The organism is Halorubrum sp. B53 (genome assembly GCF_059752395.1).
Map to the genome: position 1 here is coordinate 119,100 of NZ_MWTH01000005.1, position 26,159 is coordinate 145,258.

Sequence of the window (26,159 nt, forward strand, 5' to 3'; positions counted from 1 at the left end):
CGTCGAGCCGCTCGTTCGCGTTCGGATCGGAAGTCGACGGCGTCGATTACGGGGGTCCGACCCGGCTACTCCGGCTTCAGTCCCTCGCCCTGCACGCGCATCACGGCCTCGCCGTCGGCGAGGTTCGGTGCGTCGACGAGCCGGACGATCCGCTTGTCGCCCTTCGACTTCCGGAGGTACATCCGGAAGGTGGAGGCGTGACCGAGGATGTTGCCGCCGATCGCCTGGGTCGGGTCGCCGAAGTAGGAGTCGGGGTTCGACGCGACCTGGTTGGTGACGAGGATGGCGGTGTTGAACAGGTCGCCGATCCGCATCAGGTCGTGGAGGTGCTTGTTGAGCTTCTGTTGCCGGTCAGCGAGCTCGCCCCGGCCGACGTACTCGGCGCGGAAGTGGGCGGTCAGCGAGTCGACGCAGACGATCCGGATCGGCCACTCGCTCTCCTCGTGTTCGCCCGCCAGCTCCTTCGCCTTCTCCGCGAGCAGGATCTGGTGGTTGGAGTTAAACGCCTTCGCGACGTGGATCTGGTCTAAGAACGCCGCAACGAGCTCCTCCATCGCCTCCTCGTCGCTCGGAGTGCCCTCGATCTCGCGCCGCTCCATCTCGTCGGCGAGGATCTCGTCGTCGAGCCCGCGGACCATGTCGTCGATCCGCTCCGGGCGGAACGTGTCCTCGGAGTCGACGAAGATGCAGCCGCCCTCCAGCCCGCCGTTCTCCTCCGAGAGCTGGACGTTGACGGCCATCTGGTGGGTCACCTGCGACTTCCCGGACCCGAACTCGCCGTACACCTCGGTGATCGACTGCGTCTCGATGCCGCCGCCGAGCAGGTCGTCGACCTCGTCGATCTGCCAGGAGAGCTTCCCGATCTCCTCGCGGCGCTCGAGCACGGTCGCGCCCGTCTCGAAGCCGCCGACGTCGGCGGCCTCGCGGGCGGCGTTGATGATGTCGCTGGCGGACGACTCGCCGATGTCCGCGGTGTTCGACATCTCGCCGGGACTGGCGACGGCGATCGACTGGTAGCTCTCGAACCCGTTCTCGACGAGCTTGTCCGCGGTCGCTGGGCCGACTCCGGGGAGGTCCTCGAGTTCGTCTTCAGGCATGTACACGACCCTTGTTCGCCATCCGGTATAAAGACTGGTTTACACCCGAGTGAAAGTGAAACGGGGCCCTGCGACGCGCTCAGCAGTGCGTCGGCTCCGTATATAAGCGTCCGCGTCGAAACGCCCCGCCGTTCCGCCGGCGAAACTGGTCCGTCAGAACCCCACGCGACGGACGTACTCCAGGTCGCGGATCTCGACGAGCAGCTCCCCCGCCAGCTCCGCGTCGGTGATCACGTACAGCTTCGGGTCGTCGGTGAACTCGGGGTCCTCGCTCAGCACCTGCCGGATCGAGACCCCGTGATCGGCCAAGATCCCGGTCACCTCGGCGACGATCCCGGCCTCGTCGGCGGCGGCGACCTCGATAGTGAGGACCGTGAGATCGAGGACCGGCGCCAGGTCCATGAGGCTCGGCACCGACGAGATGTTGGTGAAGATGCGCTTCAGCTCGGGGTCCTCCAGGATGGCGTCCGTCGTCGAGTCGACCACCCGCCGGTCGACGTCGAGCTCGCGCGCGATTCCGGTGTAGGGGATCTCGATCCCGCCGGAGACGACGCGGCCCTCCTCGTTGACGGAGAAGCCGCGCTCTAAGAACAGCCGGATGACGGCCTGCTGGCTCGGTGACCCCTCGAACTTCTCGAGGATCTCGTCGAACATTCGTTACTACTGGCGGTGACGGCCTGTCGGTATAAATGACGGTGCGTCGCGCCGGGGGACGAGGCGAACTCGCGCGCGGCCGAGCGGCCTCAGTCCGCCAGCCCGACGTACGCCCCGCCGAGCACGGCTCCGTACGCGAGGTGGCCGATGGCGCTCAGCGCGCTGACGTTGGGAAGCGGCGGGTTCGCGGGGGAACCGACCGCGGAGAGCCAGATCGGCATCACGATCACGGCGAGCCCGACCCAGACGGCCAGCCCGTAGGCCGCGCCGGCGCCGAGGGCCGCGCCCGTGTTCTCGCCGATCGAGGGCTTCAGTCCGACGAGCGCGGCGAAGCCGACGCCGAGGACCGCCCCGTGGGCCATGTGGATCACCCAGCCGACGAACGGCGCCGCCGGCGGCGCGAGCCCGTACATCGACGGGATCACGACCCCCAAAAGCGGGGCGGGGATCACGTACGTCATCACGAGTCCGAAGACGACGCCGCCGGCGAGCCCGCCGGCCACGCCCGCCTTCCAGTCGCCCGTCTCGGTCGATACCTCGTTCGCCGCGGTCGCGGTTTCGGTCGCCATGACGCTTCGTTCATCGCGCAAAAACAGGTAATATATGCTGGTATAATGCACCGGCGACGCACGAACCCCGTGCTTATATATGCGTATTGAAACGAGTTAGACGGCCCGAACCGTCGGCTCGCCGCCTCACCGAACCACTTCCGCCGCGGCACCCCACCCCTTTTAGCCGATGGCGACGAACCACGGCCCGTGTCAGAGTCGCCGCATCTGCGGTTCTTCCCGTACGAGGAGCCGTATCCGAACCAGCGCGAGGCGATGGACAGGATCGCCAACGCGCTGGACCGCGGGCAGGACGTGCTGTTCGAGGGCGCGCCCGGGACCGGGAAGACCCTCTCCGCGCTCGTGCCCGCCCTGGAGCACGCCCGCGAGCACGACCGCACGGTCGTGATCACGACCAACGTCCACCAGCAGATGCGGCAGTTCGTCGAGGACGCCCGCGCGATCACCCGCGAAGAGCCCATCCGCGCGGTCGTCTTCAAGGGCAAATCGTCGATGTGCCACATCGACGTCGACTACCAGGAGTGTCAGACCCTCCGGGACACCACCCGCGAGCTGGTCGAAACGGAGGGCGAAGTCCGCGAGCTAGAGGCGCGCCAGCGCGAGCTGCTCGCCGAGAGCCGCGAGGGCGACGCCGGGGCGGCCGAGGCCCGCGAGGCGATCATGGACGAGCTCGACGAGCTGGAGGCGGAGATCGACGAGTACGAGGCCGCGAACGTCTGCGCCCACTACCGGAACAACCTCGTTGAGGACACCGACGAGTTCTTCGGGTGGCTGTTCGAGGACGTCCGCACCCCCGAGGACGTGTACGCGTACGCGGACGAGCGCGAGCTCTGCGGCTACGAGCTGCTCAAGGAGGGGATGGAAGGGGTCGACCTGGTCGTCTGCAACTACCACCACCTCCTCGATCCGAACATCCGCGAGCAGTTCTTCCGGTGGATCGACCGCGACCCCGCCGAGATAATCACCGTCTTCGACGAGGCGCACAACGTCGAGGACGCCGCCCGCGACCACGCCACCCGCACCCTCACGGAGACCACGCTCGACGCCGCCGTCGAGGAGCTCGCGGACAGCGACGACTCCCGCGCCGAGGCGGCCGGGAACGTCGTCCGCGCGTTCCGCGACGCCCTGGTCGAGACGTACGACGACGCGCTCGGGTTCGGCGAGCGCGAGTCGATCGGCGAGAACTGGGAGGACGTCTCGATCGCCAACGACGACCGGCGGGACGACCTCACGCTCGCGTTCCTCCGCAACTACGAGGGAAAGGGGATCGACACGGAGACGGAGTTGGCGGTCCAGCTCGGACAGGCGTTGGACGAGGAGTACGAGCGCCGCTACCGCGACGGCGAGACGACCACCCGGACCGAGTGTCAGACCCTGCAGGTCGCCCGGTTCGTCTCGACGTGGATGGACGAGGGCACCGAGCTCGGCCAGTACCCGGTGGTCTCCGTGCGCCGCGACGGCGCGACCGACGAGGTGTACGGCCGCGCGGAGCTGTACACCTGCATCCCCCGTCGGGTGACCGAGGAGCTGTTCGGCGAGGTCGCCGCCTCGGTGCTGATGAGCGCCACGCTCCGCCCCTTCGACGTCACGAAGGACGTGCTCGGGCTGGAGGACGTGGCGGCGCTCGCGTACGAGATGGCCTACCCCGAGGAGAACCGCCGGACGTTCGCGGTCGACACGCCGCCGCTGTTCGCCTCCGAGCGCAACGACCCGGAGACCCAGGAGACGGTGGCGTCGCTGCTGCGCGACGCGATCCGCTTCACCCCGGGCAACACGCTCGCCTTCTTCCCCTCGTACGCCGAGGCCGAGCGCTACCACGAGCGGCTCGGCGGAGCGGCGGGCGGCGGCGCCGGCGCGAGCGGCCACACCGGCGCGGGCGGCGGGCTCGCGGCCGCCGACCTCGGCTCCCTCTACCTCGACGGCCCCGGGCAGGACGAGGAGGACCTGCGCCGGACGTTCGTCGAGAGCGATGACGCCACGCTGTTCACCTCGCTGTGGGGCACGCTCGCGGAGGGCGTGAGCTTCGACGCCGACGACGCCCGGACGGTGGTGGTCGTCGGCGTCCCCTACCCGCACCTCTCCGACCGGATGGAAGCGGTCCAGGACGCGTACGACCGGGCGTTCGCCGACCGCGACCGCGCCCGCGACCCCGGGTGGGCGTACGCCGTCGAGATCCCGACGATCCGCAAAACGCGGCAGGCGCTCGGGCGCGTGGTCCGCGGCCCGGACGATTTCGGCGTCCGGATCCTCGCGGACCGCCGGTACACGACGGCCGACATGGGGAAGTACTCGGTCCGCGGCGCGTTCCCGCCGGAGGAGCGCGAGGAGCTGCTCGACGTCGACCCCGAGAAGCTGAAGTTCGCGATGCTGAACTTCTACGGCGACCACGACGCGTACGACGGAGCGCCGCCGGAGCCGTGAAGCGGGGCGATTGCCGGCCGTCGGCCGGCGTCGCTAGCGTCGGCGGCGTCGCCGGCGTCGTCGACTCGCCGGCCCTACCCCGGCATCGTCGAGAGCAGCACCGTGACCCCAACTAGCACGATCCCGAGCAGCGTCGTGATCACGGCGTGGATCACGGTCATCCCGACCACGAGCCGCCGGGGCTGGTCGTAGCTCCACGCGAACATCGCGCCGTCGACGAGGAGCGCGGCCGGGACGAGCAGCGCCTCGGAGACGGCGAACGCCCCGCCGACGACGCCGATCACCGCGGGGAGCGGCCCGACGTAGAGGGCGCGGCGCGGGTCGACGTCGCCGAGGACGTTCCGGGCGGCGAGGTGTGCGGTCACGGAGAGGAACAGCGCGAACAGGACCGTCGTCCCCAGCACCGTGATCGGGGTCACCGTCTGTAGGAGCATACCCGGGCTACGGGACGGCGGGTAAAAGTGATCGCGGGATCGGTCCGCGCGAGCGGTCCGAAACCGAGATACGTCGGCCCGGGAGGCGTCTCCCGCCTACGCGAGCAGCCCGAGGCCGTCCAGTTCCTCGACGATCACGTCGACGGCGGCCGCCGCGTCGTCCGGGCTCGTCCCGCCCGTGACGACGAGCTTCCCGCTGCCGAACAAAAGCGCCACCACGTCCGGCTCGTCGAGCCGGTAGACGAGCCCGGGGAACTGCTCCGGCTCGTACTCGATGTGTTCGAGCCCGAGCCCGATCGCGATCGCGTTGAGGTTGAGGCTCTCGCCGAGGTCGGCGGACGTGACGATGTTCTGGACCGTTACCTCGGGCTCGTCGATCGGGATGTCGAGCGCGCGGAGCTCGTCGAACACGATGGCGAGGCTCTCGTGGACGGCGTCGATCGAGTTCGCGCCCGTGCACACGATCTTTCCGGACCGGAAGATCAGCGCGGCCGATTTCGGGTCCGTGGTGCGGTAGACGAGCCCGGGGAACTGCTCGGGGTCGTAGTCGGCGCCCTCCAGATCCATCGCGACGCTCTGGAGATCGAGCTCTTGCCCGATCCCCGTGGAGGCAACGACGTTCTCTATTGTGATCGTCTCCTTCGGATCGGCCATTACTACTAACACGATCGGTTGAATCATTTAAAAAGGTGCGTGGTCGGAACCGCTATCCTCTTGCGAGCGGCCGCCCGACTCCGGGGCGTGTACTGGCTCGAACTCGCCGGGGAGACGGACGCGTTCGCCGCCCGCGAGGCCGCGACCGCGGCGACCGGCGTGGAGCTGCTCGCGCCCGGAATCGCGAGCGCCGGCAGCGTCGGACTCGGTCGTGACGGAGAGTCGGGACCCGACCGCGCCGCGGTCCGCCGACTCGCCTACACGCGCGCCGCCCACGAGGCGCTCGCCCGCACGGACGCCGACGTTGACGCCGCCGTCGCCGCGCTCGACGCCGCCCCGCTCGACCGCTCGGGCACGGTCGCGGTGCGGGCCCGCAACGTCCGGAACACCGCGGCCGTCTCGACGACCGACGCCGAGCGCGCCCTCGGGGGCGTCCTCGTCGACCGCGGCTTCGACGTCGACCTCGACGACCCCGACCACGTGCTGCGCGCGCTGTTCGCCGCGGGCGAGCGCGCCGCCCACGACGCGGTCCCCGGCGCCGACGGCGAGGACGCGTCGGTCTGCGCGCTCGGCTGGGTCGCCGCCGAGGCCGCCCGCGACTTCGCCCCGAAGCCGACCGACCGGCCATTCTTCCAGCCGGGGAGCATGGCTCCCGCCGACGCCCGCGCGTACGCCAACCTCGCGGGCGCCGCCCCGGGACGCACCCTGCTCGACCCGATGTGCGGCACCGGCGGGCTCCCCCTCGAGGCCGGGCTCGTCGGCGCTGACGTCGTCGCCTGCGACGCCCAGCGGAAGATGGTCCGCGGGACGCGGGAGAACCTCGGTGAGTACCTTGGCCGCGCTTCCGACGGGCCCGAGGCCCCCGAGAACGACGGGAGCGCCCCCGACTGGCACGTCGCCCGCGGCGACGCCACGGCGCTCCCGCTGCGCGACGACGCGGTCGACGGCGTCGCCTTCGACGCGCCGTACGGCCGCCAGTCGAAGATCGCCACCCACGAGCTCGCCGACCTCGTCTCGGGCGCGCTCGCGGAGGCGGCCCGGGTCGCTCACCGCGCCGTCGTCGTCGCCGACCGCGACTGGCGCGGGCCGGCGCGCGCGGCGGGCTGGGCGGTCGACGCCGCCTTCGAGCGCCGGGTCCACCGGTCGCTCACCCGACACGTGCTGGTGCTCGACCGCGAGTGAGCGCGTCCGACCCCGACCTGTGACCGCCGCGATAACGCCGCGTTCGCACCGTCCCGAGAGTGAACGACCGGTCGGTGATACTCGGCATCTGAGCGTCGCAACCGACAAGTTTCAGTTTCACCGCCCTTGCGGGCAACGGTTAAGTGGACGGCCTGTCGTGATGTGTGCATGACCGGGGACGCCGGCGACGACATGCTCTCGTGGGACGAGTCGGTGTTCCGCGACGAGTCGGTGTTCGAGATCGACCACGTCCCCGAGACGTTCCGCCACCGCGAGAGCCAACTGGAGAGCCTGAAGTACGCGCTCCGGCCCGCGGTGCGGGGTTCACGCCCGCTCAACACGATGGTGCGCGGCCCGCCCGGGACCGGGAAGACCACCGCGGTCCAGAAGCTGTTCGCCGAACTCGGCGCCCGCACCGACGTCCGGACGGTCCGGGTCAACTGCCAGGTGGACTCGACGCGGTACGCCGTCTTCTCGCGGCTGTTCGAGGGTATCTTCGACTACGAGCCGCCCTCCTCCGGGATCTCCTTCAAGAAGCTGTTCGGCCAGATCACCGACCGGCTCGTCGAGGAGGACGACGTGCTCGTCGTCGCCTTAGACGACGTGAACTACCTCTTCTACGAGAACGAGGCGTCCGACACCCTCTACTCGCTGTTGCGCGCCCACGAGGCGCACTCGGGGGCGAAGATCGGCGTCATCGTCGTCTCCTCCGACTTGGGGCTCGACGTGATCGACGACCTCGACACCCGCGTGCAGTCGGTGTTCCGCCCGGAGGAGGTGTACTTCCCCGTCTACGACGCCACCGAGATCTACGACATCCTCTTCGAGCGCGCGAAGCGCGGGTTCCACGACGGCGTTATCGGCGATACCGAGTTGGAGCGCGTCGCCGACCTCACCGCCGAGAGCGGCGACCTCCGGGTCGGGATCGACCTGCTCCGCCGTGCCGGGCTCAACGCCGAGATGCGCGCCTCCAAGACGATCGCGGAGGAGGACGTGGAGTCGGCGTACGACAAGTCGAAGCACGTCCACCTCTCGCGGTCGCTCCGCGGGCTCTCCGACTCCGAGCGCGCCCTCGTCCGCGTGCTCGCCGAGAACGACGGCGAGCGCGCCGGGACGGTGTACGAGGCGTTCCACGACGAGACCGACCTCGGCTACACCCGCTACTCCGAGATCATCAACAAGCTCGACCAGCTCGGCGTGATCGAGGCCGAGTACGCCGAGGTGGAGGGGCGCGGCCGCTCCCGCGAGCTCTCCTTGGCCTACGACGCGGAGGCGGTGCTGGACCGGCTTGAGTGAGCGCCCGCGGTCGGCCGATCGCCGCGGTCGGCCGGCCCGCCGCCGACGCCTTTTCAGTCTCCCCCACCGAGTCGGGGGTATGAAGACGAGCGGCGGCAGCGACGCGGCGAAGCGACGCGCCGGCGAGTCGGCGGCGGCGGCGGTCGACGACGGCGACGTCGTCGGGCTCGGGACGGGCTCGACCGCGGCGCACGCGATCCGGCGGCTGGGCGAGCGGGTCGACGCCGGGCTGGAGATACGCGGCGTCCCGACCTCGTTCGCGAGCCGCGAGCTCGCCGCCGACCGCGGGATCCCCCTGCTCGACCTCGACGAGGCGGTGGGGCCCGACGCGCCGGGGATCGACGTCGCGATCGACGGCGCGGACCAGGTCGCGGTCGCCGACGGCGTCGAGCCGACCGCGGGCGCTCTTATAAAGGGCGGCGGCGCAGCGCACGCCCGCGAGAAACTGGTCGACGCCGCGGCCGACCGCTTCCTCGTCGTCGCCGACCCCTCGAAGGAGGCCCCCGTCCTCGACCGGTCCGTCCCCGTCGAGGCCTTGCCGGCCGGTCGGTCGGTCGTCGCCGAGGCGGTGCGCGGGGCCGGCGGCGAGCCGACGCTCCGCCGCGCGGAGCGGAAGGACGGGCCGGTCGTCACCGACAACGGGAACCTCGTGCTCGACTGCGCGTTCGGCGCGATCGCGGACCCGTCGGGGCTCGCCGCGACCCTCTCGGCGACGCCGGGCGTCGTCGAGCACGGCCTCTTCGTCGACCTCGCCGACGAGGTCCACGTCGGCACGGAGTCGGGGGTCCGGGTGCTTACGCGCTGAGTCGGGGCTAGACGGTCTCTCACGACGGATACGGTCGACGGGTACGGTCGACGCGCCGCTCGACGGACGGCGGTCGTCAAAAAATCGGATCGAAGGTCGCGTCCGCCTTAGAGGTCGCGCGGCTGGACCGTCTTCCGGTCGTTAGCCTCGGCGCGGCGCGCGGCGTCTTCGAGCAGCTCGTCCACTTCGTCGTCCAGCGCGTCGTAGAAGTCCGAAGCGACGTTCTTGTCGTCCAGGGCTTCCTTGACGGCCGCTTTGACAATAAGGTCTGCCATGCGATCGGTGGTATCCGTCGACAGTTAATAAGAGTTCCTGAATTCGCCCGCGAGGGGCTCCCTGCGGCCCGTTCGCGCGGGGTTGCCGAAACGCTCCCTTATAAACTTTGTGAGAACGGTCGGCGAGTTGGAACGATCTCGACGGGATCGCCCCGGAATCTCCCCGGGATCGACCCGGAGTCGCCCCGGAAGCGCTCCGCTTTCGCCCCTCCGCCGGGCTCGACCGCCCGCGGCGGGCCCGCTCGGCCACCGCGGACCGATAGGTTCGACCCCTTCCGACTCCGACGGGGACGCATGCGCGACACGCTCGAGGCGCTCGACGCCGGGGAGATCGGCGTCGCGGAGGCGGAATCGCGACTCGCGGGCTACGCGACGACGGCGGCCGGCCGGTTCGACGCCGCCCGCGAAGGCCGGCGGGGGATCCCAGAGGCGGTCCTCGCGGAGGGGAAGACGCCCGCCGAGGTCGCGGCGCTGGCGACGACCGCGGTCGAGACGACCGGCCGCGCGCTCGTCACCCGGGCCGACGCCGAGGACGCGGCCGCGATCCGGACGGCGATGGCGGACCTCGACCTCGACACCGCGGCGTCGCTCGACCCGACCGTCGACCGCGACGAGCGGGCCGGAACGGTCGTCGTCCACGCCGCCGACTTCGACCCCCCCGAGCTCGACGCGACGGTCGCGGTCGTCGCGGCCGGCACCGCGGACGCGGCGGTCGCGGGCGAGGCGGCGGTCGTCGCCGGCGAGATCGGGGCGGCGATCGACCGCGTCGACGACGTCGGCGTCGCGAACCTCGACCGGATCTTGGACCAGCGCGACCGGATCCGCGAGGCCGACGTCGTCGTGGTCGCGGCGGGCCGCGAGGGGGCGCTCCCGACGGTCGTCGCGGGGCTCGTCCCGGCGCCGGTGATCGCGCTCCCGGTGTCGACGGGGTACGGCGCCGGCGGCGAGGGTGTCGCCGCGCTCCACGGCGCGCTCCAGTCCTGCTCGGCGCTCACGACCGTGAACGTCGACGCCGGCTTCGTCGCCGGCGCGCAGGCGGGCCTTATCGCCCGCGCGATCGACGCGGCGCGGCGCGACTGACCGGCGCGGCGCGACTGTCCGGCGGGTTCGACGTGGTCAGACACCCTCCCTATGACGGGGGTTTATACGCGGTTTTCCGGAAGCTGGGTGGGGTGAGAAAGGGTATTTGTTCGTCGAACTCCTACGATCGTCCGCCGGTGAACACCGGTATCGAATGCCACGCTGTGACCACTGCGGGTCGCACGTCTCGGACCGTTTCGCACGCGTCTTCACGGACGAGTACGGCGACCTGAACGCCTGTCCGGACTGTTCCGCGAACGCCGGGATCGCCGAGGTCTCCCGGGAGCGCGCTCGAACCGGAGACTGACCGGGGCGATCCCGCCGCGAGGCCGGGCCGGGACCGGCACCTATTCGTCGCGACCCCACCGATCCGGTCACGTGTCGACGCCCAGCGAGGACTCTGGTCACCACGTGTACGTGATCGAGTGCGCGGACGGGACGCTGTACACCGGCTACACCACCGACGTCGAGCGGCGCGTCGCCGAGCACGACGCCGGCGAGGGCGCGAAGTACACCCGCGGGCGGACGCCGGTGACGCTCCGGCACGTCGAGTCGTTCGACTCGCGGTCGGCGGCGATGTCGCGCGAGCACGCGATCAAGTCGCTCACCCGCGCGGAGAAGGAGGCGCTGATCGAGGGCGACGGCGACTGAGTCGGCGAGGCCGCCGTCCCCGCTACTCGACCAACCGCTCGATCTCGGTGACGAGGATGCCGCTCGCGCCGACCTCCTTCAGCTCCGAGATGGTCGCGAACACGTCGCGCTCCTCGACGACGGCGTGGACCGCCACCATGCCGTTGCCGTTCTCGTCGGCCTCGACGTCCATCACCGTCGGGCCGCCGAGTCCGGGGATCACGTCTTTCACCGCGTCGAGCCGGTCTTTCGGCGCGTTCATCATCAGGTAGCGCCGGCCGTCGGCCGCGAGCACGGACTCGAAGGCGGTCAGCACCTGCTCGACCTTCGGGTCGGCGACCACGTCCGGGCGCGCGAACAGCCGCACCGAGGAGGCGAGCACGTCGTCGATCACGGCCAAGCGATTCACCTTCAGGGTGGTCCCCGTCGAGGTGATGTCCACGATGGCGTCGGCCATGTCGACGTGGGGGGTGAGCTCCGTCGCGCCCGTCACGGTGACCACGTCGGCGTCGACGCCGACTCGGTCGAGGTAGTCGCGGGTGACCGCCGGGAACTCGGTGGCGATCGTTCCGCCGGCCAGATCCGCGACGGTCGAGACGTCGCCGTCCTCCGGCGCCGCGAGGACGAGCTTGCAGGAGCCGTACCCCAGGTCGAGCAGGTCGACGAGGTCGTCGTCGACCGCGGACGCGGTGTCGTCCGCCACGCCCCCGGACTCCGCGGCCTGGTCGAGCCCCGTGATCCCGAGGTCGGCCGCGCCGTCGCGGACGTACTCGGGGATGTCGGCCGCGCGCGCGAACAGCACCGTCACGTCGGGGTCGACGGTGTCGGCGTACAGCTGGCGGTCGGCGGTCTCCTCGACGTGGAGCCCCGCGCGTTCCAAAAGCGAGAGCGTCGGGTCGTGCAGGCGGCCCTTGTTGGGGACGGCGATGCGCATACCGAGAGCGTCGCGGGGAGGCGGGGAAACGTTTTCGTCCGGGGAGCGGCGACGGACGTCGACGCGAGATCATTTATAAATAACCCGGCGCGGTGGCGCGCCTGCGAGCGGCCGCCACCGGCGGCCGCGAGCCAGCCCGCGAGGGAGTCGGCCGGCCGGAGCGAAGCGGAGGCCGGCCGACGAGGCTGGGGAGGCGTGAGGCTGCGGTTGCGGAGCGGTGCGGGGCGGGACTCAAAGGGGCAGTCGTGAGGCGGCCGCAGGCGACGTAAGCACCACAACGAGGGAGCGAACGGAGTGAGCGACCGAGTGAGGAGCGCAGCGAGCGTGCGGCCGCCTCACGACTGGGGCTTTGGCGGTGTCCGCTGACGATCCGCTGCCAGACATTTATAACCGAGCGACTGGGGCTTTGGCGGTGTTCGTCGTCGATCCAGTATCAATTATTCATAAGCGAGCTGCCGGTTGTGTCGAATCTCCTTCTGACCGCCCAGTACGCGATGGGGAGACAACAGGCGAACGCGACCGGCCAAACGGTCAGCTGCGAGGTCGGATCGGGCGGCGAGACGAGGCTCCCGCCGACCAGTCCGCCGACGCCGGCGACAGTGACGGTCGCGGCGGATCGCTCCCACCGCGACGGCGGGTACTCGCGGGACCGTCCGCGGCGCCACCACAGCAGGTAGTAGAACAGCACGATTCCCGAGAGCGGTGCGAAGACGCCCCAGACGGCCGGATAGTCGCTTCCGCGAGCGTGAGCGTCGAGGTTGACCCAGACGCCAGACGCGAGCCAGACGAACAGGACGAGGGCGGCGCCGAACGCGACGGCCGGTGTGAGGAGGGACACGGATGTGCGTTCAGTCCGATCGGTAATCGGTCTTCTCCCACGCGGAAACGTCCGCGCGGGACCGGTTTTCTCTCAGTCACCGACGTAGTCGCGCCGCTCAAGTGCCTCGCCCCCCAACGACGCGTATCGTGAGCGACGCCGACTCCCCCCTCTCGGAGGACCGCCCGACCGTCGACCGCCCCCTCCGCGTCGACGCCCCGTTCGAGCCCGCGGGCGACCAGCCCGAGGCGATCGAGGAGCTGGTGGCGGGGTTCGAGTCGGGCGCCGACAAGCAGACCCTCCTCGGCGTCACCGGCTCCGGGAAGACGAACACCGTCTCGTGGGTCGCCGAGGAGCTCGATCAGCCGACGCTCGTCTTAGCCCACAACAAGACGCTCGCGGCCCAGCTGTACGAGGAGTTCCGCGAGCTGTTCCCGGACAACGCCGTCGAGTACTTCGTCTCCTACTACGACTACTACCAGCCGGAGGCGTACGTCGAGCAGACGGACACGTTCATCGACAAGGAGATGTCGATAAACGAGGAGATCGACCGCCTCCGCCACTCCGCGACGCGCTCGCTGCTCACCCGCGACGACGTGATCGTGGTCGCCTCGGTCTCGGCGATCTACGGGCTCGGCGACCCGGGGAACTACCGCGACATGGCCCTCCGCCTGGAGGTCGGCGAGGAGGTGGGCCGCGAGGAGCTGCTCGCCCGCCTCGTCGACCTGAACTACGAGCGCAACGACGTGGACTTCACGCAGGGGACGTTCAGGGTGCGGGGCGACACCGTCGAGATCTATCCGATGTACGGGCGATACGCGGTGCGGGTCGAGCTGTGGGGCGACGAGATCGACCGCATGATCAAGGTCGACCCCATGAAAGGCGAGGTCGTGAGCGAGGAGCCCGCGGTCATGCTCCACCCCGCCGAGCACTACTCTATCCCCGACGACCAGCTGGAGCAGGCGATCGCGGAGATCGAGGACCTGATGGAGAAACGGGTCAACTACTTCGAGCGGCAGGGCGATCTGGTCGCCGCTCAGCGCATCGAGGAGCGGACCACCTTCGACATCGAGATGCTTCGCGAGGCGGGCTACTGCTCCGGGATCGAGAACTACTCGGTCCACATGGACGACCGCGAGTCGGGCGACGCTCCCTACACCCTGCTCGACTACTTTCCGGACGACTTCCTCACCGTCGTCGACGAGTCCCACCAGACGATCCCCCAGATCAAAGGGCAGTACGAGGGGGACAAGTCCCGGAAGGACTCGCTCGTCGAGAACGGGTTCCGGCTCCCGACCGCCTACGACAACCGCCCGCTCACCTTCGAGGAGTTCGAGGAGAAGACGGACCGCACGCTGTACGTCTCGGCGACGCCCGGCGACTACGAGCGCGAGACCTCCGACCGCATCGTCGAGCAGATCGTCCGGCCGACCCACCTCGTCGACCCGAAGGTGGAGGTCACCGAGGCGACGGGGCAGGTCGAGGACCTCTTAGAGCGGGTCGACGAGCGGATCGAGCGCGACGAGCGGGTTCTCGTCACCACCCTCACTAAGCGGATGGCCGAGGACCTCACGGAGTACTTCGAGGAGGCCGGGATCGACGTGGCGTACATGCACGACGAGACGGACACCTTAGAGCGCCACGAGATCATCCGCGACCTCCGCTTAGGCAACATCGACGTGCTCGTCGGGATCAACCTGCTCCGCGAGGGGCTCGACATCCCGGAGGTGAGCCTCGTCGCCATCCTCGACGCCGACCAGGAGGGGTTCCTCCGCTCGACGACGACCCTCGTCCAGACGATGGGGCGCGCCGCTCGGAACGTCAACGGCGAGGTCGTCCTCTACGCCGACCGGGTGACCGACTCGATGGAAGAGGCCATCGAGGAGACCCAGCGGCGCCGCGAGATCCAGTTGGAGTACAACGAGGAACACGGCTACGAGGCGACGACCATCGACAAGCCGGTCGGCGAGACGAACCTCCCGGGGTCGAAGACGGACACCTCGTCGGTCAGCGTCGGCGACGTGGAGAGCAAAGACGAGGCCGAAGCGCAGATCGAGGCGCTCGAAGACCGGATGGACGAGGCCGCGAGCAACCTGGAGTTCGAGCTGGCGGCGGACATCCGCGACCGGATCGCCGAGCTCCGCCGCGCCTTCGAGCTGGATACCGACGACGGCGGCGTGCCCGCGCCCATGATCGACGAGTAGCGGTCGCCCCCGCTCTCTCCGACCGTCTCGTTCCGATCTCTCGACCGTCCCGTTCCGATCCCTCGGCCGTCTCCGCTCAGCCCTCGCGCGCGCCCCCGAGCCGGCTCCGATTCTCACTCGCCGAGACGCGCGACGATGGGGTTTTCACTCCGACCGTCGGAGCCCGTCGCATGCACCGCCGCGCGGTCGTCGTCGGCGCCCTCGCCGTCGCCACCGCGGGCTGCGTCGACCGCCTCCACGACCTCGCGGCGTCGACGCCGCGGGACCTCGCGGTCCGGAGCCGCTACGTCGACGGCAACCCCCTCGTCGACGGGCAGAGCGTCCTCGACCGCCCGGCGGAGATCGTCACCCACGCCGCCTCCTTCCGGTCGAGCGCGGCGGCGATGGGCGCTCTCCGTCCCGACGCCGCGGAGACGCGGGCGTTCGTCGACGCGACCGCGTTCGTCGACGACGGCGGGGAGGCCGTGCTGCTCGTCGCCCAGCGGCTCACCGCCCCCGAGGTCGAGCTCCGTCTCGGCGCGATCAGCCGCACCGGCGACGGCTCGCTCCGGATCGCGGTCGACCGGACCGGCGTCCGGGGCGACGTCGAAACCGACGACCCGGTCGTGAAGACGCTCCTGATCCGGCTGACGGACGAGCAGGGACCGCCGGAACGGGTCGTCGTCTCGATCGACGGCGACCGCGCCGGCGTGACCGTGTAGGTTCACGCTCGCGATCCCGCCTCGGTCCCGCGATAGTTTTGTGTCTCGGCGACCTCCCCGCCGATATGACAGCGCTCCGCCGACGCCTCCTCGGACTCGCTCTCCTCGCGCTCGCCGCCGTCGCGTTCGCTGGCGCGGCCGCCGTCGCGCCCGTGATCGTCCCGGGAACTGGGACCGCCTCCGGCGGCCCCGACCTCGTCGTGCCGTCTCCGGTCTCGCTGCTGGCCGCGCCCGCACTCCTCGCGGTCGGATCGGTACTGCTGGTCTCCGGCGTCGCCGCGCTCGCCGCCGTCGACCTCTCTGCGCGCGCGGCGCTCTTCGCTCCCGCGCTCGGCGCTGTCGGCGCGCTGGCGCTCGGGGCGGGGATCGGCACTGACGTCGGGGCCCCCCTCGCTGCGTTCGCCGCGTCGGAGGCGCTCGCGACGCTGCGCACCGGTCCGCCCGCCGCGGTCGCGGCCGGCGCCGTCGTCGGGGGCGCGGTGGCGCCCGTCGTGCGCGCGTCGACCACGGAGGACACGGTCGCGCTGCTCGTCGCCGCGGTCCTGCTGCTCGCCTCGGTCGTCGCCGTCCCCGACTCGGTGGTCACGCTCGTCGCCGGGGGCGTCGCCGGCGTCCTCACGGTCGGCGCGCTCTGGGCGGTCGATCCGGTGAACTGGCGCCCCTGACCGGCCGGGGTCGGTCCCGACCGACCCCGTCCCTAGTTCCCCGGGCGCTCGCTCTCGGCCTCCAGCTCGATGTCCCGTTTGGCCTCGCGGGTCTCCGCCTCCTGTCGGGCGAGGTCGGCGTTGTCCGAATCTCACGTCTCGTGGGCTCTCGATCGCGTCCGGCTCCGGGCTTGTGCTTCTCGCCGAACTGCTCGGCGGAGTCATCGCGATTGGACGAGCGTGGGTGTTTGACGCTGCCATTTGGGCACTGTAGCGACCACCCGTAACCGGAGATTACCGCTCAGTCCCCGTCTCGGTACCGTCCACTCGCGGATCGGAGGAACGCTCCGGCCCCCTAGTATGAAAGTGAAGTTGTTATACTACAACTTTGTTAGTAATACTTATCACAGTGGAGTCTGTGTGGTCCGATACGGTTCACACGGCTACACTCACGTTACGCTGTAAGACCGTCTCCCGAGCGACACGACTGCGGTCGGACCCACCAGACTGATGCTAGACAGCGGCAGAGGCAATCCAACGCAATCGGTCATGTTTGAGATGACCAACGATGAGTGAAAGCGAAAACGCAAACACGAACGCGAGTACAGGCGCAGATATAGAGACGGACATCTTCTCGGAGAGAACACAGCTGAAGCCCTACGAGTACGGCGAATTCCTCGACTACGTCGAGGCGATCCGGAACAGCTACTGGGTACACACGGAGTTTAATTTCGACGGAGATGTCCAAGACTTCAAGGTCAACACGACTCCTGCTGAGCAGACCGTTATCAAGCGGACGATGCTGGCTATCGCACAGATAGAGGTGCAAGTGAAGACGTTTTGGTCGGATATCTACGAGGAGATGCCCAAAGCCGAGGTCGGGAACGTGGGTATGACCTTCGCGGAAAGCGAGGTGCGACACATGGACGCCTACAGTCACCTACTTGACGTCTTGGGAATCACGGACGATTTTGAGCAGGTAACTGAGGAGCCAGCGATCAAAGCGCGGATCGAGTATCTCGATGAGTATCTGGAGAAGAGCGAGAGCGACGACGAACGGGAGTACGTGATGAGCATCCTGCTGTTCAGTACGTTCGTCGAACACGTCTCGCTATTCAGCCAGTTCCTCATAATGACGAGCTTCGACAAGCACGAAAAGAAGTTCAAGGGGATAGCGAACGCCGTCGAAGCAACCAGCAAAGAGGAGCAGATTCACGGTCTGTTCGGGGTCGAGCTGGTGGAGACGATCAGAGAGGAGAATCCGGATCTCTTCGACGATGATTTCGAGGAAGACGTCCAAGAAGCCTGTCAGCAGGCCTACGAGGCAGAGCTGGAGATTCTGGATTGGATATTCGATGACGGCGAGCTGGAGTTCCTTCCGAGGGCGCACGTCGACGCGTTTCTGCGAGACCGGTTCAATCAGAGCCTGGAAAACGTCGGCGTGGAACCGATATTCGAGACTGACGATGACCTGCTTGAAGAGACACGTTGGTTCGACGAGGACATTATGATGACGAAGGATAACGACTTCTTCAGCAAGCGGTCGACCACGTACAACAAACACACGCAGAGCGTTACCGCTGAGGACATGTTCTAATAATGGCACACACAGAACTCGACAGCGTTGCAGAACAACATAACGAACCGTTCTACTGGCTGAACGAGGACAGTAGGGAGTTTCTCAGAGAGGGATACCTGCTTGAGGGCGTCGACGCGGAAGAGAGAGTCAGACAGATAGCGGAGCGCGCCGAAGAGATCTTGGGTGAGGAGGGCTTCGCGGACAAGTTCTACGAGTACATGAGCCGCGGCTTCTACAGTCTCGCCAGCCCGGTGTGGTCCAACTTCGGACTGGATAGAGGCCTTCCTATCAGTTGCTTCGGCAGCTACATGGAGGATAACATAGAGAGTATTCTCTACACCCAAGCCGAGGTGGGTGAGATGACCAAGCAGGGCGGAGGCACGAGCGGGTACTTCGGTGAACTGCGGCCGCGGGGAAGTCAGATAACGAACAACGGCAAGAGCAACGGGAGTTACAGTTTCACAGAGCTGTTCGATACGATCATCAACGTCATCAGCCAGGGTGAAACCCGGAGGGGGCAGTTCGCCGGCTACATCGATGTCGAACACGATGACTTGGACGAATGGCTCAACATCAAAACCGAAGGGGACCCAGTACAGGACATCTACTACGGTGTCATCATCGGTGACGACTGGTTTCAGGCGATGATCGACGGCGACGAAGAGAAGCGAGAGACTTGGGCGGATATCATCGAGACCCGGATCAACATCGGCGTTCCGTATATAATCTTCCGGGGGAACATGAACGAGGGGAAGCCGCAGGTCTACAAGGACAAGGACTACCGGATAAACGCGTCCAACCTGTGTACCGAGATAGCGCTACCGGCCACGGCGGACGAGAGCTTCGTCTGCTGTCTCTCAAGTATGAACGCTCTCCACTACGACGAATGGAAAGACACCGATGCGGTGGAGACTCTGACGCGGTTCCTGGACGCGGTGATGGAGGAATTCATCCAGCGCACGGAGGGAGTACAGTTCATGGAGCGGGCTGTGCGGTTCGCGAAGCGACACAGAGCGATAGGGATCGGCGTCCTCGGGTGGCACAGCTACCTCCAGAGCAACATGATCCCCTTCGACAGTATGGAGGCGATGGAAAAGAACGGGGAGATGTTCCGGACCATCAAAGAGCGAAGCTACGAGGCGAGTGAAGCGCTTGCCGATGAGTTCGGGGAGCCAGATGTTCTCGAGGGCTACGGCAGGCGGAATACGACGACGATGAGCGTGGCGCCGACGAAATCGAGCAGCGTCATTCTGGGGCAGGTCAGCCCGAGCATCGAGCCGCTGAAATCGAACTACTTCGTGCGAGACGGTGCGAAGCTAAAGTCGACGCAAAAAAACAGATTCCTTCAGGCGCTACTGGCGGAGCGGGGCAAAGACACCCGCGAAGTGTGGGACAGTATCGCCAATAAGGACGGGAGCGTTCAACATCTCGAGTGTCTGACGGACGAAGAGAAAGAGGTGTTCAAGACCTTCGCCGAGATACCGCAGATGGCGATCATCAATCAGGCAGCACAGAGACAGAAACACATAGACCAAGCACAGAGCGTGAACATCTCGATCGATCCGAGTGAAGTGAGCGTCAAGGAGATCAATCAGCTCTACATAAAAGCTTGGAAGAAGGGCGTCAAGAGCCTCTACTATCAGCACAGCGTGAATGCCGCACAGAAATTCAGTCGGGATATTCTCGAGTGTAGGGCCTGTGAGAGCTGATCGCCACTCGTAGCGGCCCGCCTCCCGTCTCGGTCACTCCGTCTCCGACTCCAGATCGATGTTCCGGTCCTCCTCGAGGTGGACGTCTTCGGCTCTGGGAACGTCAGCGATCCGTGCGGCGGCGCGATCGTGGTGGCGGCGAGCTTCTCCGTCGACGATGTGTGGCACCCGCGAGTCGGGCTCATGTCCCCGGGCGCTCGCTCTCGGCCTCCAGCTCGATGTCCCGCTCGGCCTCGCGGGTCTCCTCCTCCTCCTGCCGGGCGAGGTCGACGTCGCGGGCCGTGTCCGCGTCGCGGGTCTCGTCGGTCCGCAGGTCGCTGTCGGCGACCGTGTCGAGCTGTTCGAGGGCGCTCTCGATGTCCTCCAAGCCGAGCATCTTCTCGGTCTCCTCGTCGAACTCCAAGCTCTCTAACCCCTCCATCTGCTGGACGTCGGAGCCGGAGAGGGCCTTGCCGTAGCGGCCGACGAGGCTGGTGAGTTCCTGCGGGAGGACGAACGTGGTGGACTCGCCTTTGCCGATCGCTTCGAGCGTCTCCATCCCGCGCTCGATGATGGCGCGCTCGCCCATCGACTCGGCGGAGCGCGCGCGCAGCACCGTCGAGATCGCGTCCCCCTGCGCCTCGAGGATCTGGCTCTGTTTCTCCCCCTGCGCGCGGATGATGTTCGACTGCTTGTCACCCTCCGCCTGCTCGATCGCCGAGCGGCGTTCCCCCTGCGCCTCGAGGATCATCGCGCGGCGGCGGCGCTCGGCGCCGGTCTGCTGCTCCATCGCGCGCTGGACCTCCTGCGAGGGGCTCACCTCGCGCACCTCGACGGCCTCGACGCGGATCCCCCACTCGTCCGTCGGCTCGTCCAACTCCTCGTTGATGCGGTCGTTGATCTGGTCGCGCCGGGAGAGCGTGTCGTCGAGCTCCATGTCGCCGAGGACGGCCCGGAGCGTGGTCTGTGCGAGGTTCGAGACGGCCTTCTTGTAGTCGTCCACCTCGAGGAACGCCTTCTTGGCGTCCATCACCTTGATGTAGACGACCGCGTCCGCCGTCACCGGCGAGTTGTCCCGCGTGATCGCCGACTGGCTCGGCACGTCGATCGTCTGCGTCCGCATGTCGAACGCGTACGTCCGGGAGACGAACGGCGGAATAACGTGGACCCCCGGCTCGAGCAGCTTCCGGTACTCGCCGAACACCGTGAGCGTCTTCTTCTCGTAGGCGTCGACGATCTCGACCGCGCTGACGACCGTGACGGCCGCCAGCAACACGGCGAGCGCGCCCACGCCGAAGACGAGGCTCTGGCTGAGGAGGGCGAACCCGACGAGCAGGGCGGCGCCGAGCGCGGTGTACTGCCAGACCGCGTCCGGAATGCCGCCCACTGCGTCCTCCAGCTCGAGGGTGTCGCCGCGCGGACCTTGGGTTCCCATAGCCGAACTTACGGTTCGACGCTGTTAACGGTTCGCACGAGTCGAGTGAGAGAGGCGACGAGTGACCTCGAACCGCGTCGCCGTCTCCCAGAAACCGGTAACGTCGGCGACTGCGGTCGTTTTTAAATACGTAGCGGACACACTCTCTCTCATGCCATCCGACGAGGACGACCCCGACCGCCAGTTCCGCACCCGAAGCGTCCACGCGGGATCGGACCCGGACCCCGCGACCGGCGCCCGCGCCACGCCCATCTACCAGACGACCTCCTACGAGTTCGAGGACGCCGACCACGCCGCCCGCCTGTTCGCGTTAGAGGAGGCCGGCAACGTCTACTCCCGGATCATGAACCCGACGAACGCCGCCCTCGAGGAGCGGATCGCCTCCCTCGAGAACGGCGTCGGCGCCGTCGCCACGTCCTCCGGGATGGCGGCGCTCGACCTGGCGACGTTCATGCTCGCGTCCGCGGGCGACAATATTGTCTCGTCGTCCGCCCTGTACGGCGGCACCTACACGTACTTCACTCACTCCGTCGAGCGGCGCGGCGTCTCGACCCGCTTCGTCGACCCGCTCGACTACGAGGGGTACGCCGACGCGATCGACGAGGACACTGCCTACGTCCACCTCGAGACCATCGGGAACCCCGCCCTCGTCACGCCGGACATCGAGCGGATCGCCGACATCGCCCACGACCACGGCGTGCCGCTGTTCGTCGACAACACGTTCGCGACGCCCTATCTGTGCCGCCCGCTCGACCACGGCGCCGACCTCGTCTGGGAGTCGACGACGAAGTGGCTCACCGGCAACGGCACCACGGTCGGCGGAATCTTAGTCGACGGCGGCTCCTTCCCGTGGGCCGAGCACGCCGAGAAGTTCCCGGAGATCGCGCAGGACAACCCCGCGTACCACGGGATCAACTTCGTCGAGGCGTTCGGCGACGCGGCGTTCACCTTCGCGGCGACGACCCGCGGGCTCCGCGACCTGGGCGACCAGCAGTCGCCGTTCGACGCGTGGAACACCCTCCAGCAGACGGAGTCGCTCCCGCTCCGGATGGAGCGCCACTGCGAGAACGCCGGGATCGTCGCCGAGTACCTCGACGAACACGAGGACGTGTCGTGGGTGAACTACCCCGGACTGGAGAGCCACGAGACCCACGAAGAGGCGAGCGAGTACCTATCGGGCGGCTACGGCGGCATGATCACCTTCGGGCTGGAGGGCGGCTACGAGGCCGCGAAGGGGACCGTCGAGAACGCCGACCTCGCCTCGCTGCTCGCGAACGTGGGCGACGCGAAGACGCTCGTCATTCACCCGGCCTCGACGACCCACCAGCAGCTCACCGAGGAAGAGCAGGAGGCCGCGGGCGTCACCGGCGACATGGTGCGGCTCTCCGTCGGTATCGAGGACCCGGCGGACATCGTCGCCGACTTGGAGGCGGCGATCGAGCGCGCGACGGCGTAGGTCGGGACCGCGGCTTCACTCGTGTCGTCGCCGTCGGACTCAGAGATCGTCGGTGTCGAACTTCCAGAGGCCCACCAGCGGCGGCGCGATCGTCCAGAACACGAGCATCGAGATCGCCGATATCTGCTGGTTGACGCCCTCGCCCGAGAGCAACTGGTTGCCGAGGAACGCGTTGGACAGCAGCTCGACCCCGGTCGTCGGGTTCGCGACCTGCAGGAACACGCTGATCTGCCGCTGGGAGACCGGTAAGGGGTCGATCAGCCCGCTCGCGGCACCGAGGAACTGCCCGGTGACCGCGCCCCACAGCAGCACGAACAGGACGTAGATCGCGACCCCGCCGATGAGTGCCTGTCGCTGCGTCTCGGCGGCCGCCGAGAAGCCGACCGCAATCGCGACGAAGACGACGCCGAGGACCGCGGCGAAGACCGTGTACCCGAGGTACGAGCCGACGTTGAACGCCTGGATGTACCCGAGCTGAGAGAGCGCGAGCAGCACGGCCGCCGGCAGGAGGAAGCCGGCGAACACCGCGAGCGCCAGCGCGCCGCCTCGGCCGACCACCTTCCCGAAGACCACGTCGGCCCGCGAGTGCGGCAGCGACAGAAGCAGCTTCAGCGAGCCCGACTCGCGCTCGCCACTGACGGCGTTGTAGCCGACGACGACCCCGACCAGCGGGACGAGCGTCGTCACGAGGAAGGGGCCGACGGCGACGCTCAACAGGAACTCCGTCGCGAACTGCTCTCCCGGCGGCGAGAAGACGTACGCGAACACGGAGACGAGCACCGAGAACAGCGCCACGAGGGCGATCATCCCCCGCGAGCGAACCGCGTCCTGGAAGTCCTTCTCCGCGATGGCGCCGAGCGTCATTCGGCCACCTCCTCGTCCGCGTCGGCCGCGTCGGGCGTCGTCCCGTCGGACTCCGCCGCGTCGGCCTTCGTCGCGTTGCCCTTCGCCGTGTCGCCCTCTGCCGCGTCCCCCTCCGTGTACGCTAAGAAGAGGTCCTCCAGCGACGCCTCCCGGGTGTGGAAGTCGTCGACGGCGACGCCGGCGTCCTCCAGCGCGGCGATGACGCGGGTCTTCGCGCCGTCGGCGCAGCTCACGACGAGCGCGTCGCCGTCGCGGTCAACGCGGCTGACGCCCTCGACGGCGCGGACCGCCTCGACGGCCGCGCCGATCCCGCCGTCCGCCCCGCCGACGGCGATCTCCAGGGTCTCTTCGCCGCCGACGGCCTCGCGGAGCCCCTCGACGGAGTCCTCGGCGACGAGCTCGCCGTTACGGAGGATGCCAACCCGGTCGCAGACGGCGTCGACCTGTTCGAGGATGTGCGAGGAGAAGAAGACGGTCGCGCCGCGGTCGGCCTCGGTCTGAACGATCTCCCGCATCTCCTTCGCGCCCGCGGGGTCGAGCCCGGAGGAGGGTTCGTCGAGGACGAGCAGGTCGGGCTCGCCGACGAGGGCCATCGCGAGCGCCAGCCGCTGGCGCATCCCCTTCGAGTAGCCGCCGGCCTTGCGGTCGGCGTCGTCGAGCAGCCCCACGCGCTCCAACAGGGCGTCGGGGTCGTCGTCGACCTCCTTCGAGCGGACCGCGAATTCGACGTGTTTCCGCCCGGAGAGGCGGTTATACACCGAGAAGCCGTCCGGGAGCACGCCGGTCCGCTGCCGGATCGCGACCCCGTCGCCCGTGGCGTCACGCCCGAGCACGCGCACCGTCCCCGCGGTCGGGCGAACGAGGTCCAGCAGCATGTCGATGGTCGTCGACTTGCCGGCGCCGTTCGGGCCGAGGAATCCGTACACCTCGCCCTCCTGCACGGTGAGGTCGAGGTCACTGACGGCCGTGACATCGCCGAACTCCTTCCGAACCCCGCGCAGTTCGATGGCGGTCATACCCCTCGTTCCCGCGTCTCCGGATAAAGGGTTGCGGGTCGGTGCGAGGAGCCGTGCGCGGTGAGCGCCCGAAAGACGGTAACCAAATCGAATCGGGTGACAGCGACGCGTCGATGTCGCGAGTCAAAACTACTCATTCAGCCGCAATAAAAAATGTTAGACAGATCTCTGACTATTTCTCGGATTACACCATCGGAGCCTCCGTGAGAGATCGCGGGACTTCTGAATCTCAAAAATCGCTAGACTGCGACGCTGTCCACACTAAGCACAAAATTTAATTGTTTATCCTTACCATGTCAGATGGGATGGATCCGACAGCACTCCAAGCGACTGTTCAGTTCGCGCACAGTCCCCTACTAACATTTATAATAGGATTGATAATTGTCATCGCGCTGCTCGTGTGGTTGGACCTTCCGGCGTTCATCGGGCTGATCATCTCTGCGTTCTTGGTCGGCGTGGTGAACACGGTGTTCGTCGCGGACTTCACCGCCGCCGACGCCGGCAGTCAGGTCGCGACGGCGTTCGGGAACGGGATGGCGGGGATCGGGATCCCGATCCTCATGGCCGCGGTCATCGGGAAGGGAATGCTGGAGAGCGGCGCGGCCCAACGGATCGTCCGCGGCTTCCAGAACGTGCTCGGCGAGAGCAACTCCGACGTGGCGCTGCTCGGAAGCAGTTCGGTGCTGGCGATCCCGGTGTTCTTCGACAGCGTGTTCTACCTAATGGCGCCGCTCGCGCGCTCGATGCGGGCTCGCGTCGGCCGCGACTACACGCTGTTCATCGTCGTCGTCGGCGCGGGGGCCGCGACGACGCACGTGTTCGTTCCGCCCACGCCCGGCCCGCTCGCGGTCGCCGACCAGATCGGGAGCAACCTGGGGACGACGATCATCGTCGGACTGGTAACCGCCATCCCGGCGGCGATCATGGCCGGACTCGTCTACGGTCGCTGGATCAACAACCGGCTCGACATCCCGCTGCGGGACACGATGGCGACCTCGACGGAGGAGCTGCAGGAGGTCGCCGACCGACCGACCAGCGAACTCCCGAGCGTGCTCGAGTCGCTGGCGCCGATCCTGCTGGCCGTCCTGCTGATCGCGTCCTCGACGTTCGTCAACACGTTCCAAGACGTCGCTCCGGCCCTGGCCTCGCTGCAGCCCATCACCGACTTCCTCGGGAACAAGAACGTCGCGCTGACGATCGCCGCGCTCGCGGCCGCGTACACGTTCTACCGCTTCGACGAGATGGACCAGAGCGAGTGGAGCGAGGAGCTCACGGAGGCCCTGAAAAGCGGCGGGAACATCGCCGCGATCACGGCGGCTGGTGGGGCGTTCGGCGCGCTGCTCGCCGCCTCCGGGATCGGTGACTACCTGGCCGGCGCGCTCCAGGAAGTGGGGATCGGCCTGCTCATCACGGCCTGGCTCATCGCCGCGATCGTGCGCATCGCGCAGGGGTCGGCCACGGCCGCGATGCTGACCGCCGCGGGGATCATGGCCCCGCTCACCGGGCAGCTGACCGTCCACCCGGCCTACCTCGTGATGGCGATCGGCGCCGGCGGAAACATCTTCTCGTGGTTCAACGACTCCGGCTTCTGGCTCGTCAGCGAGATCGGGGGGCTCACCAAGCGGGAGACGCTGCAGACGTGGACCGCCCTCACGACGATCATCTCCGTGACGGGGCTCATCACGGTGCTGATCGTCTCCACGATCCTCCCGCTCGCCTGACGG

General features: G+C 68.1%; 26 protein-coding genes. 14 read left to right on the top strand and 12 right to left on the bottom strand.

All coding sequences use genetic code 11. The features are described from left to right. Positions 1-65 precede the first annotated feature (65 nt). The 3 genes from radA to B4V06_RS04050 form a co-directional block, all read right to left on the bottom strand. On the bottom strand, positions 66-1,097 hold the full coding sequence (gene radA / locus B4V06_RS04040) for a DNA repair and recombination protein RadA (RefSeq protein ID WP_123113493.1): 1,032 nt from the start codon (positions 1,095-1,097) through the stop codon (positions 66-68). Between the two features lie 153 nt (positions 1,098-1,250). Next, a complete protein-coding gene (gene trpY / locus B4V06_RS04045; protein ID WP_123113492.1) occupies positions 1,251-1,751 on the bottom strand; it encodes a TrpY family transcription regulator in 501 nt (166 codons plus the stop codon). Between the two features lie 89 nt (positions 1,752-1,840). Further along, on the bottom strand, positions 1,841-2,320 hold the full coding sequence (locus B4V06_RS04050) for a histidine kinase (RefSeq protein ID WP_123113491.1): 480 nt from the start codon (positions 2,318-2,320) through the stop codon (positions 1,841-1,843). 189 nt (positions 2,321-2,509) lie between these two features. Here B4V06_RS04050 and B4V06_RS04055 point away from each other — a divergent pair, with 189 nt between their 5' ends. Beyond that, positions 2,510-4,741, top strand: coding sequence for an ATP-dependent DNA helicase (locus B4V06_RS04055; protein WP_498167627.1), 2,232 nt, complete (start codon positions 2,510-2,512; stop codon positions 4,739-4,741). 74 nt (positions 4,742-4,815) lie between these two features. Here the strand turns inward: B4V06_RS04055 and B4V06_RS04060 are convergent, their stop codons facing one another. Next, complete coding sequence (locus B4V06_RS04060; RefSeq protein WP_498167630.1) at positions 4,816-5,175, bottom strand: DUF7473 family protein; 360 nt, start codon at positions 5,173-5,175, stop codon at positions 4,816-4,818. 96 nt (positions 5,176-5,271) lie between these two features. After that, positions 5,272-5,829: a TATA-box-binding protein gene (locus tag B4V06_RS04065; RefSeq protein WP_123113488.1), complete on the bottom strand. Its 558-nt coding sequence runs from the start codon at positions 5,827-5,829 to the stop codon at positions 5,272-5,274. An 87-nt stretch (positions 5,830-5,916) separates the two neighbouring features. Here B4V06_RS04065 and B4V06_RS04070 point away from each other — a divergent pair, with 87 nt between their 5' ends. The 3 genes from B4V06_RS04070 (at position 5,917) to rpiA (ending at position 9,112) form a co-directional block, all read left to right on the top strand. Continuing rightward, positions 5,917-7,011, top strand: a complete 1,095-nt coding sequence (locus tag B4V06_RS04070; protein ID WP_498167633.1) for a TIGR01177 family methyltransferase — start codon at positions 5,917-5,919, stop codon at positions 7,009-7,011. 168 nt (positions 7,012-7,179) lie between these two features. Further along, entirely contained in the window at positions 7,180-8,307 is a 1,128-nt protein-coding gene (locus B4V06_RS04075) for an ORC1-type DNA replication protein (protein WP_498167636.1), read from the top strand. A 79-nt stretch (positions 8,308-8,386) separates the two neighbouring features. After that, positions 8,387-9,112, top strand: a complete 726-nt coding sequence (gene rpiA, locus B4V06_RS04080; protein WP_123113485.1) for a ribose-5-phosphate isomerase RpiA — start codon at positions 8,387-8,389, stop codon at positions 9,110-9,112. 107 nt (positions 9,113-9,219) lie between these two features. Here rpiA and B4V06_RS04085 read toward each other — a convergent pair whose 3' ends face one another. Further along, on the bottom strand, positions 9,220-9,387 hold the full coding sequence (locus tag B4V06_RS04085; RefSeq protein ID WP_004047560.1) for a DUF1931 family protein: 168 nt from the start codon (positions 9,385-9,387) through the stop codon (positions 9,220-9,222). 294 nt (positions 9,388-9,681) lie between these two features. Between B4V06_RS04085 and larB the strand changes: the two genes are divergently transcribed. From larB to B4V06_RS04100, 3 genes are all read left to right on the top strand, one after another. Continuing rightward, positions 9,682-10,467, top strand: coding sequence for a nickel pincer cofactor biosynthesis protein LarB (larB, locus tag B4V06_RS04090; protein WP_123113484.1), 786 nt, complete (start codon positions 9,682-9,684; stop codon positions 10,465-10,467). A 154-nt stretch (positions 10,468-10,621) separates the two neighbouring features. After that, a complete protein-coding gene (locus tag B4V06_RS04095; protein ID WP_176329378.1) occupies positions 10,622-10,774 on the top strand; it encodes a DUF7563 family protein in 153 nt (50 codons plus the stop codon). A 71-nt stretch (positions 10,775-10,845) separates the two neighbouring features. Next, on the top strand, positions 10,846-11,118 hold the full coding sequence (locus B4V06_RS04100) for a GIY-YIG nuclease family protein (RefSeq protein WP_123113483.1): 273 nt from the start codon (positions 10,846-10,848) through the stop codon (positions 11,116-11,118). Between the two features lie 22 nt (positions 11,119-11,140). Here the strand turns inward: B4V06_RS04100 and hisG are convergent, their stop codons facing one another. Together hisG and B4V06_RS04110 are read right to left on the bottom strand one after the other, a co-directional pair. Continuing rightward, positions 11,141-12,031 (bottom strand): ATP phosphoribosyltransferase, encoded by an 891-nt coding sequence (gene hisG / locus B4V06_RS04105; protein ID WP_498167644.1) that lies wholly within the window; start codon positions 12,029-12,031, stop codon positions 11,141-11,143. Between the two features lie 433 nt (positions 12,032-12,464). Next, positions 12,465-12,869: a hypothetical protein gene (locus B4V06_RS04110; RefSeq protein WP_498167646.1), complete on the bottom strand. Its 405-nt coding sequence runs from the start codon at positions 12,867-12,869 to the stop codon at positions 12,465-12,467. Between the two features lie 128 nt (positions 12,870-12,997). Here B4V06_RS04110 and uvrB point away from each other — a divergent pair, with 128 nt between their 5' ends. The 5 genes from uvrB to B4V06_RS04135 all read left to right on the top strand — a co-directional run bounded on the left by uvrB (position 12,998) and on the right by B4V06_RS04135 (position 19,685). Further along, positions 12,998-15,052 carry an excinuclease ABC subunit UvrB gene (uvrB, locus tag B4V06_RS04115; RefSeq protein WP_498167648.1) on the top strand — a complete coding sequence of 685 codons (2,055 nt, stop codon included), beginning with the start codon at positions 12,998-13,000 and terminating at the stop codon, positions 15,050-15,052. 170 nt (positions 15,053-15,222) lie between these two features. Next, on the top strand, positions 15,223-15,753 hold the full coding sequence (locus tag B4V06_RS04120) for a hypothetical protein (protein ID WP_123113480.1): 531 nt from the start codon (positions 15,223-15,225) through the stop codon (positions 15,751-15,753). A gap of 65 nt (positions 15,754-15,818) precedes the next feature. Then, complete coding sequence (locus tag B4V06_RS04125; RefSeq protein WP_123113479.1) at positions 15,819-16,418, top strand: hypothetical protein; 600 nt, start codon at positions 15,819-15,821, stop codon at positions 16,416-16,418. Between the two features lie 547 nt (positions 16,419-16,965). Next, complete coding sequence (locus B4V06_RS04130) at positions 16,966-17,994, top strand: ribonucleotide-diphosphate reductase subunit beta (protein WP_123113478.1); 1,029 nt, start codon at positions 16,966-16,968, stop codon at positions 17,992-17,994. Between the two features lie 2 nt (positions 17,995-17,996). Next, a complete protein-coding gene (locus tag B4V06_RS04135; protein WP_498167651.1) occupies positions 17,997-19,685 on the top strand; it encodes a ribonucleoside-diphosphate reductase subunit alpha in 1,689 nt (562 codons plus the stop codon). A gap of 33 nt (positions 19,686-19,718) precedes the next feature. On the opposite strand, the gene B4V06_RS04140 is transcribed toward B4V06_RS04135, so the two are convergent. Together B4V06_RS04140 and B4V06_RS04145 are read right to left on the bottom strand one after the other, a co-directional pair. After that, positions 19,719-19,853, bottom strand: coding sequence for a hypothetical protein (locus B4V06_RS04140; RefSeq protein WP_255212575.1), 135 nt, complete (start codon positions 19,851-19,853; stop codon positions 19,719-19,721). Between the two features lie 13 nt (positions 19,854-19,866). Beyond that, positions 19,867-21,099, bottom strand: coding sequence for an SPFH domain-containing protein (locus tag B4V06_RS04145; protein WP_123113476.1), 1,233 nt, complete (start codon positions 21,097-21,099; stop codon positions 19,867-19,869). Positions 21,100-21,250: 151 nt separating this feature from the next. On the opposite strand from B4V06_RS04145, the gene B4V06_RS04150 reads away from it, so the two are divergent. After that, positions 21,251-22,555: an O-acetylhomoserine aminocarboxypropyltransferase/cysteine synthase family protein gene (locus B4V06_RS04150; RefSeq protein ID WP_498167655.1), complete on the top strand. Its 1,305-nt coding sequence runs from the start codon at positions 21,251-21,253 to the stop codon at positions 22,553-22,555. 39 nt (positions 22,556-22,594) lie between these two features. Here the strand turns inward: B4V06_RS04150 and B4V06_RS04155 are convergent, their stop codons facing one another. Continuing rightward, entirely contained in the window at positions 22,595-23,419 is an 825-nt protein-coding gene (locus tag B4V06_RS04155; protein WP_123113474.1) for an ABC transporter permease subunit, read from the bottom strand. Further along, entirely contained in the window at positions 23,416-24,435 is a 1,020-nt protein-coding gene (locus B4V06_RS04160; protein WP_123113473.1) for an ABC transporter ATP-binding protein, read from the bottom strand. The genes B4V06_RS04155 and B4V06_RS04160 overlap by 4 nt, the downstream gene beginning before the upstream one ends. Positions 24,436-24,740: 305 nt before the next feature. Between B4V06_RS04160 and B4V06_RS04165 the strand changes: the two genes are divergently transcribed. Next, positions 24,741-26,156 carry a GntP family permease gene (locus B4V06_RS04165; RefSeq protein ID WP_123113472.1) on the top strand — a complete coding sequence of 472 codons (1,416 nt, stop codon included), beginning with the start codon at positions 24,741-24,743 and terminating at the stop codon, positions 26,154-26,156. Positions 26,157-26,159: the final 3 nt, after the last annotated feature.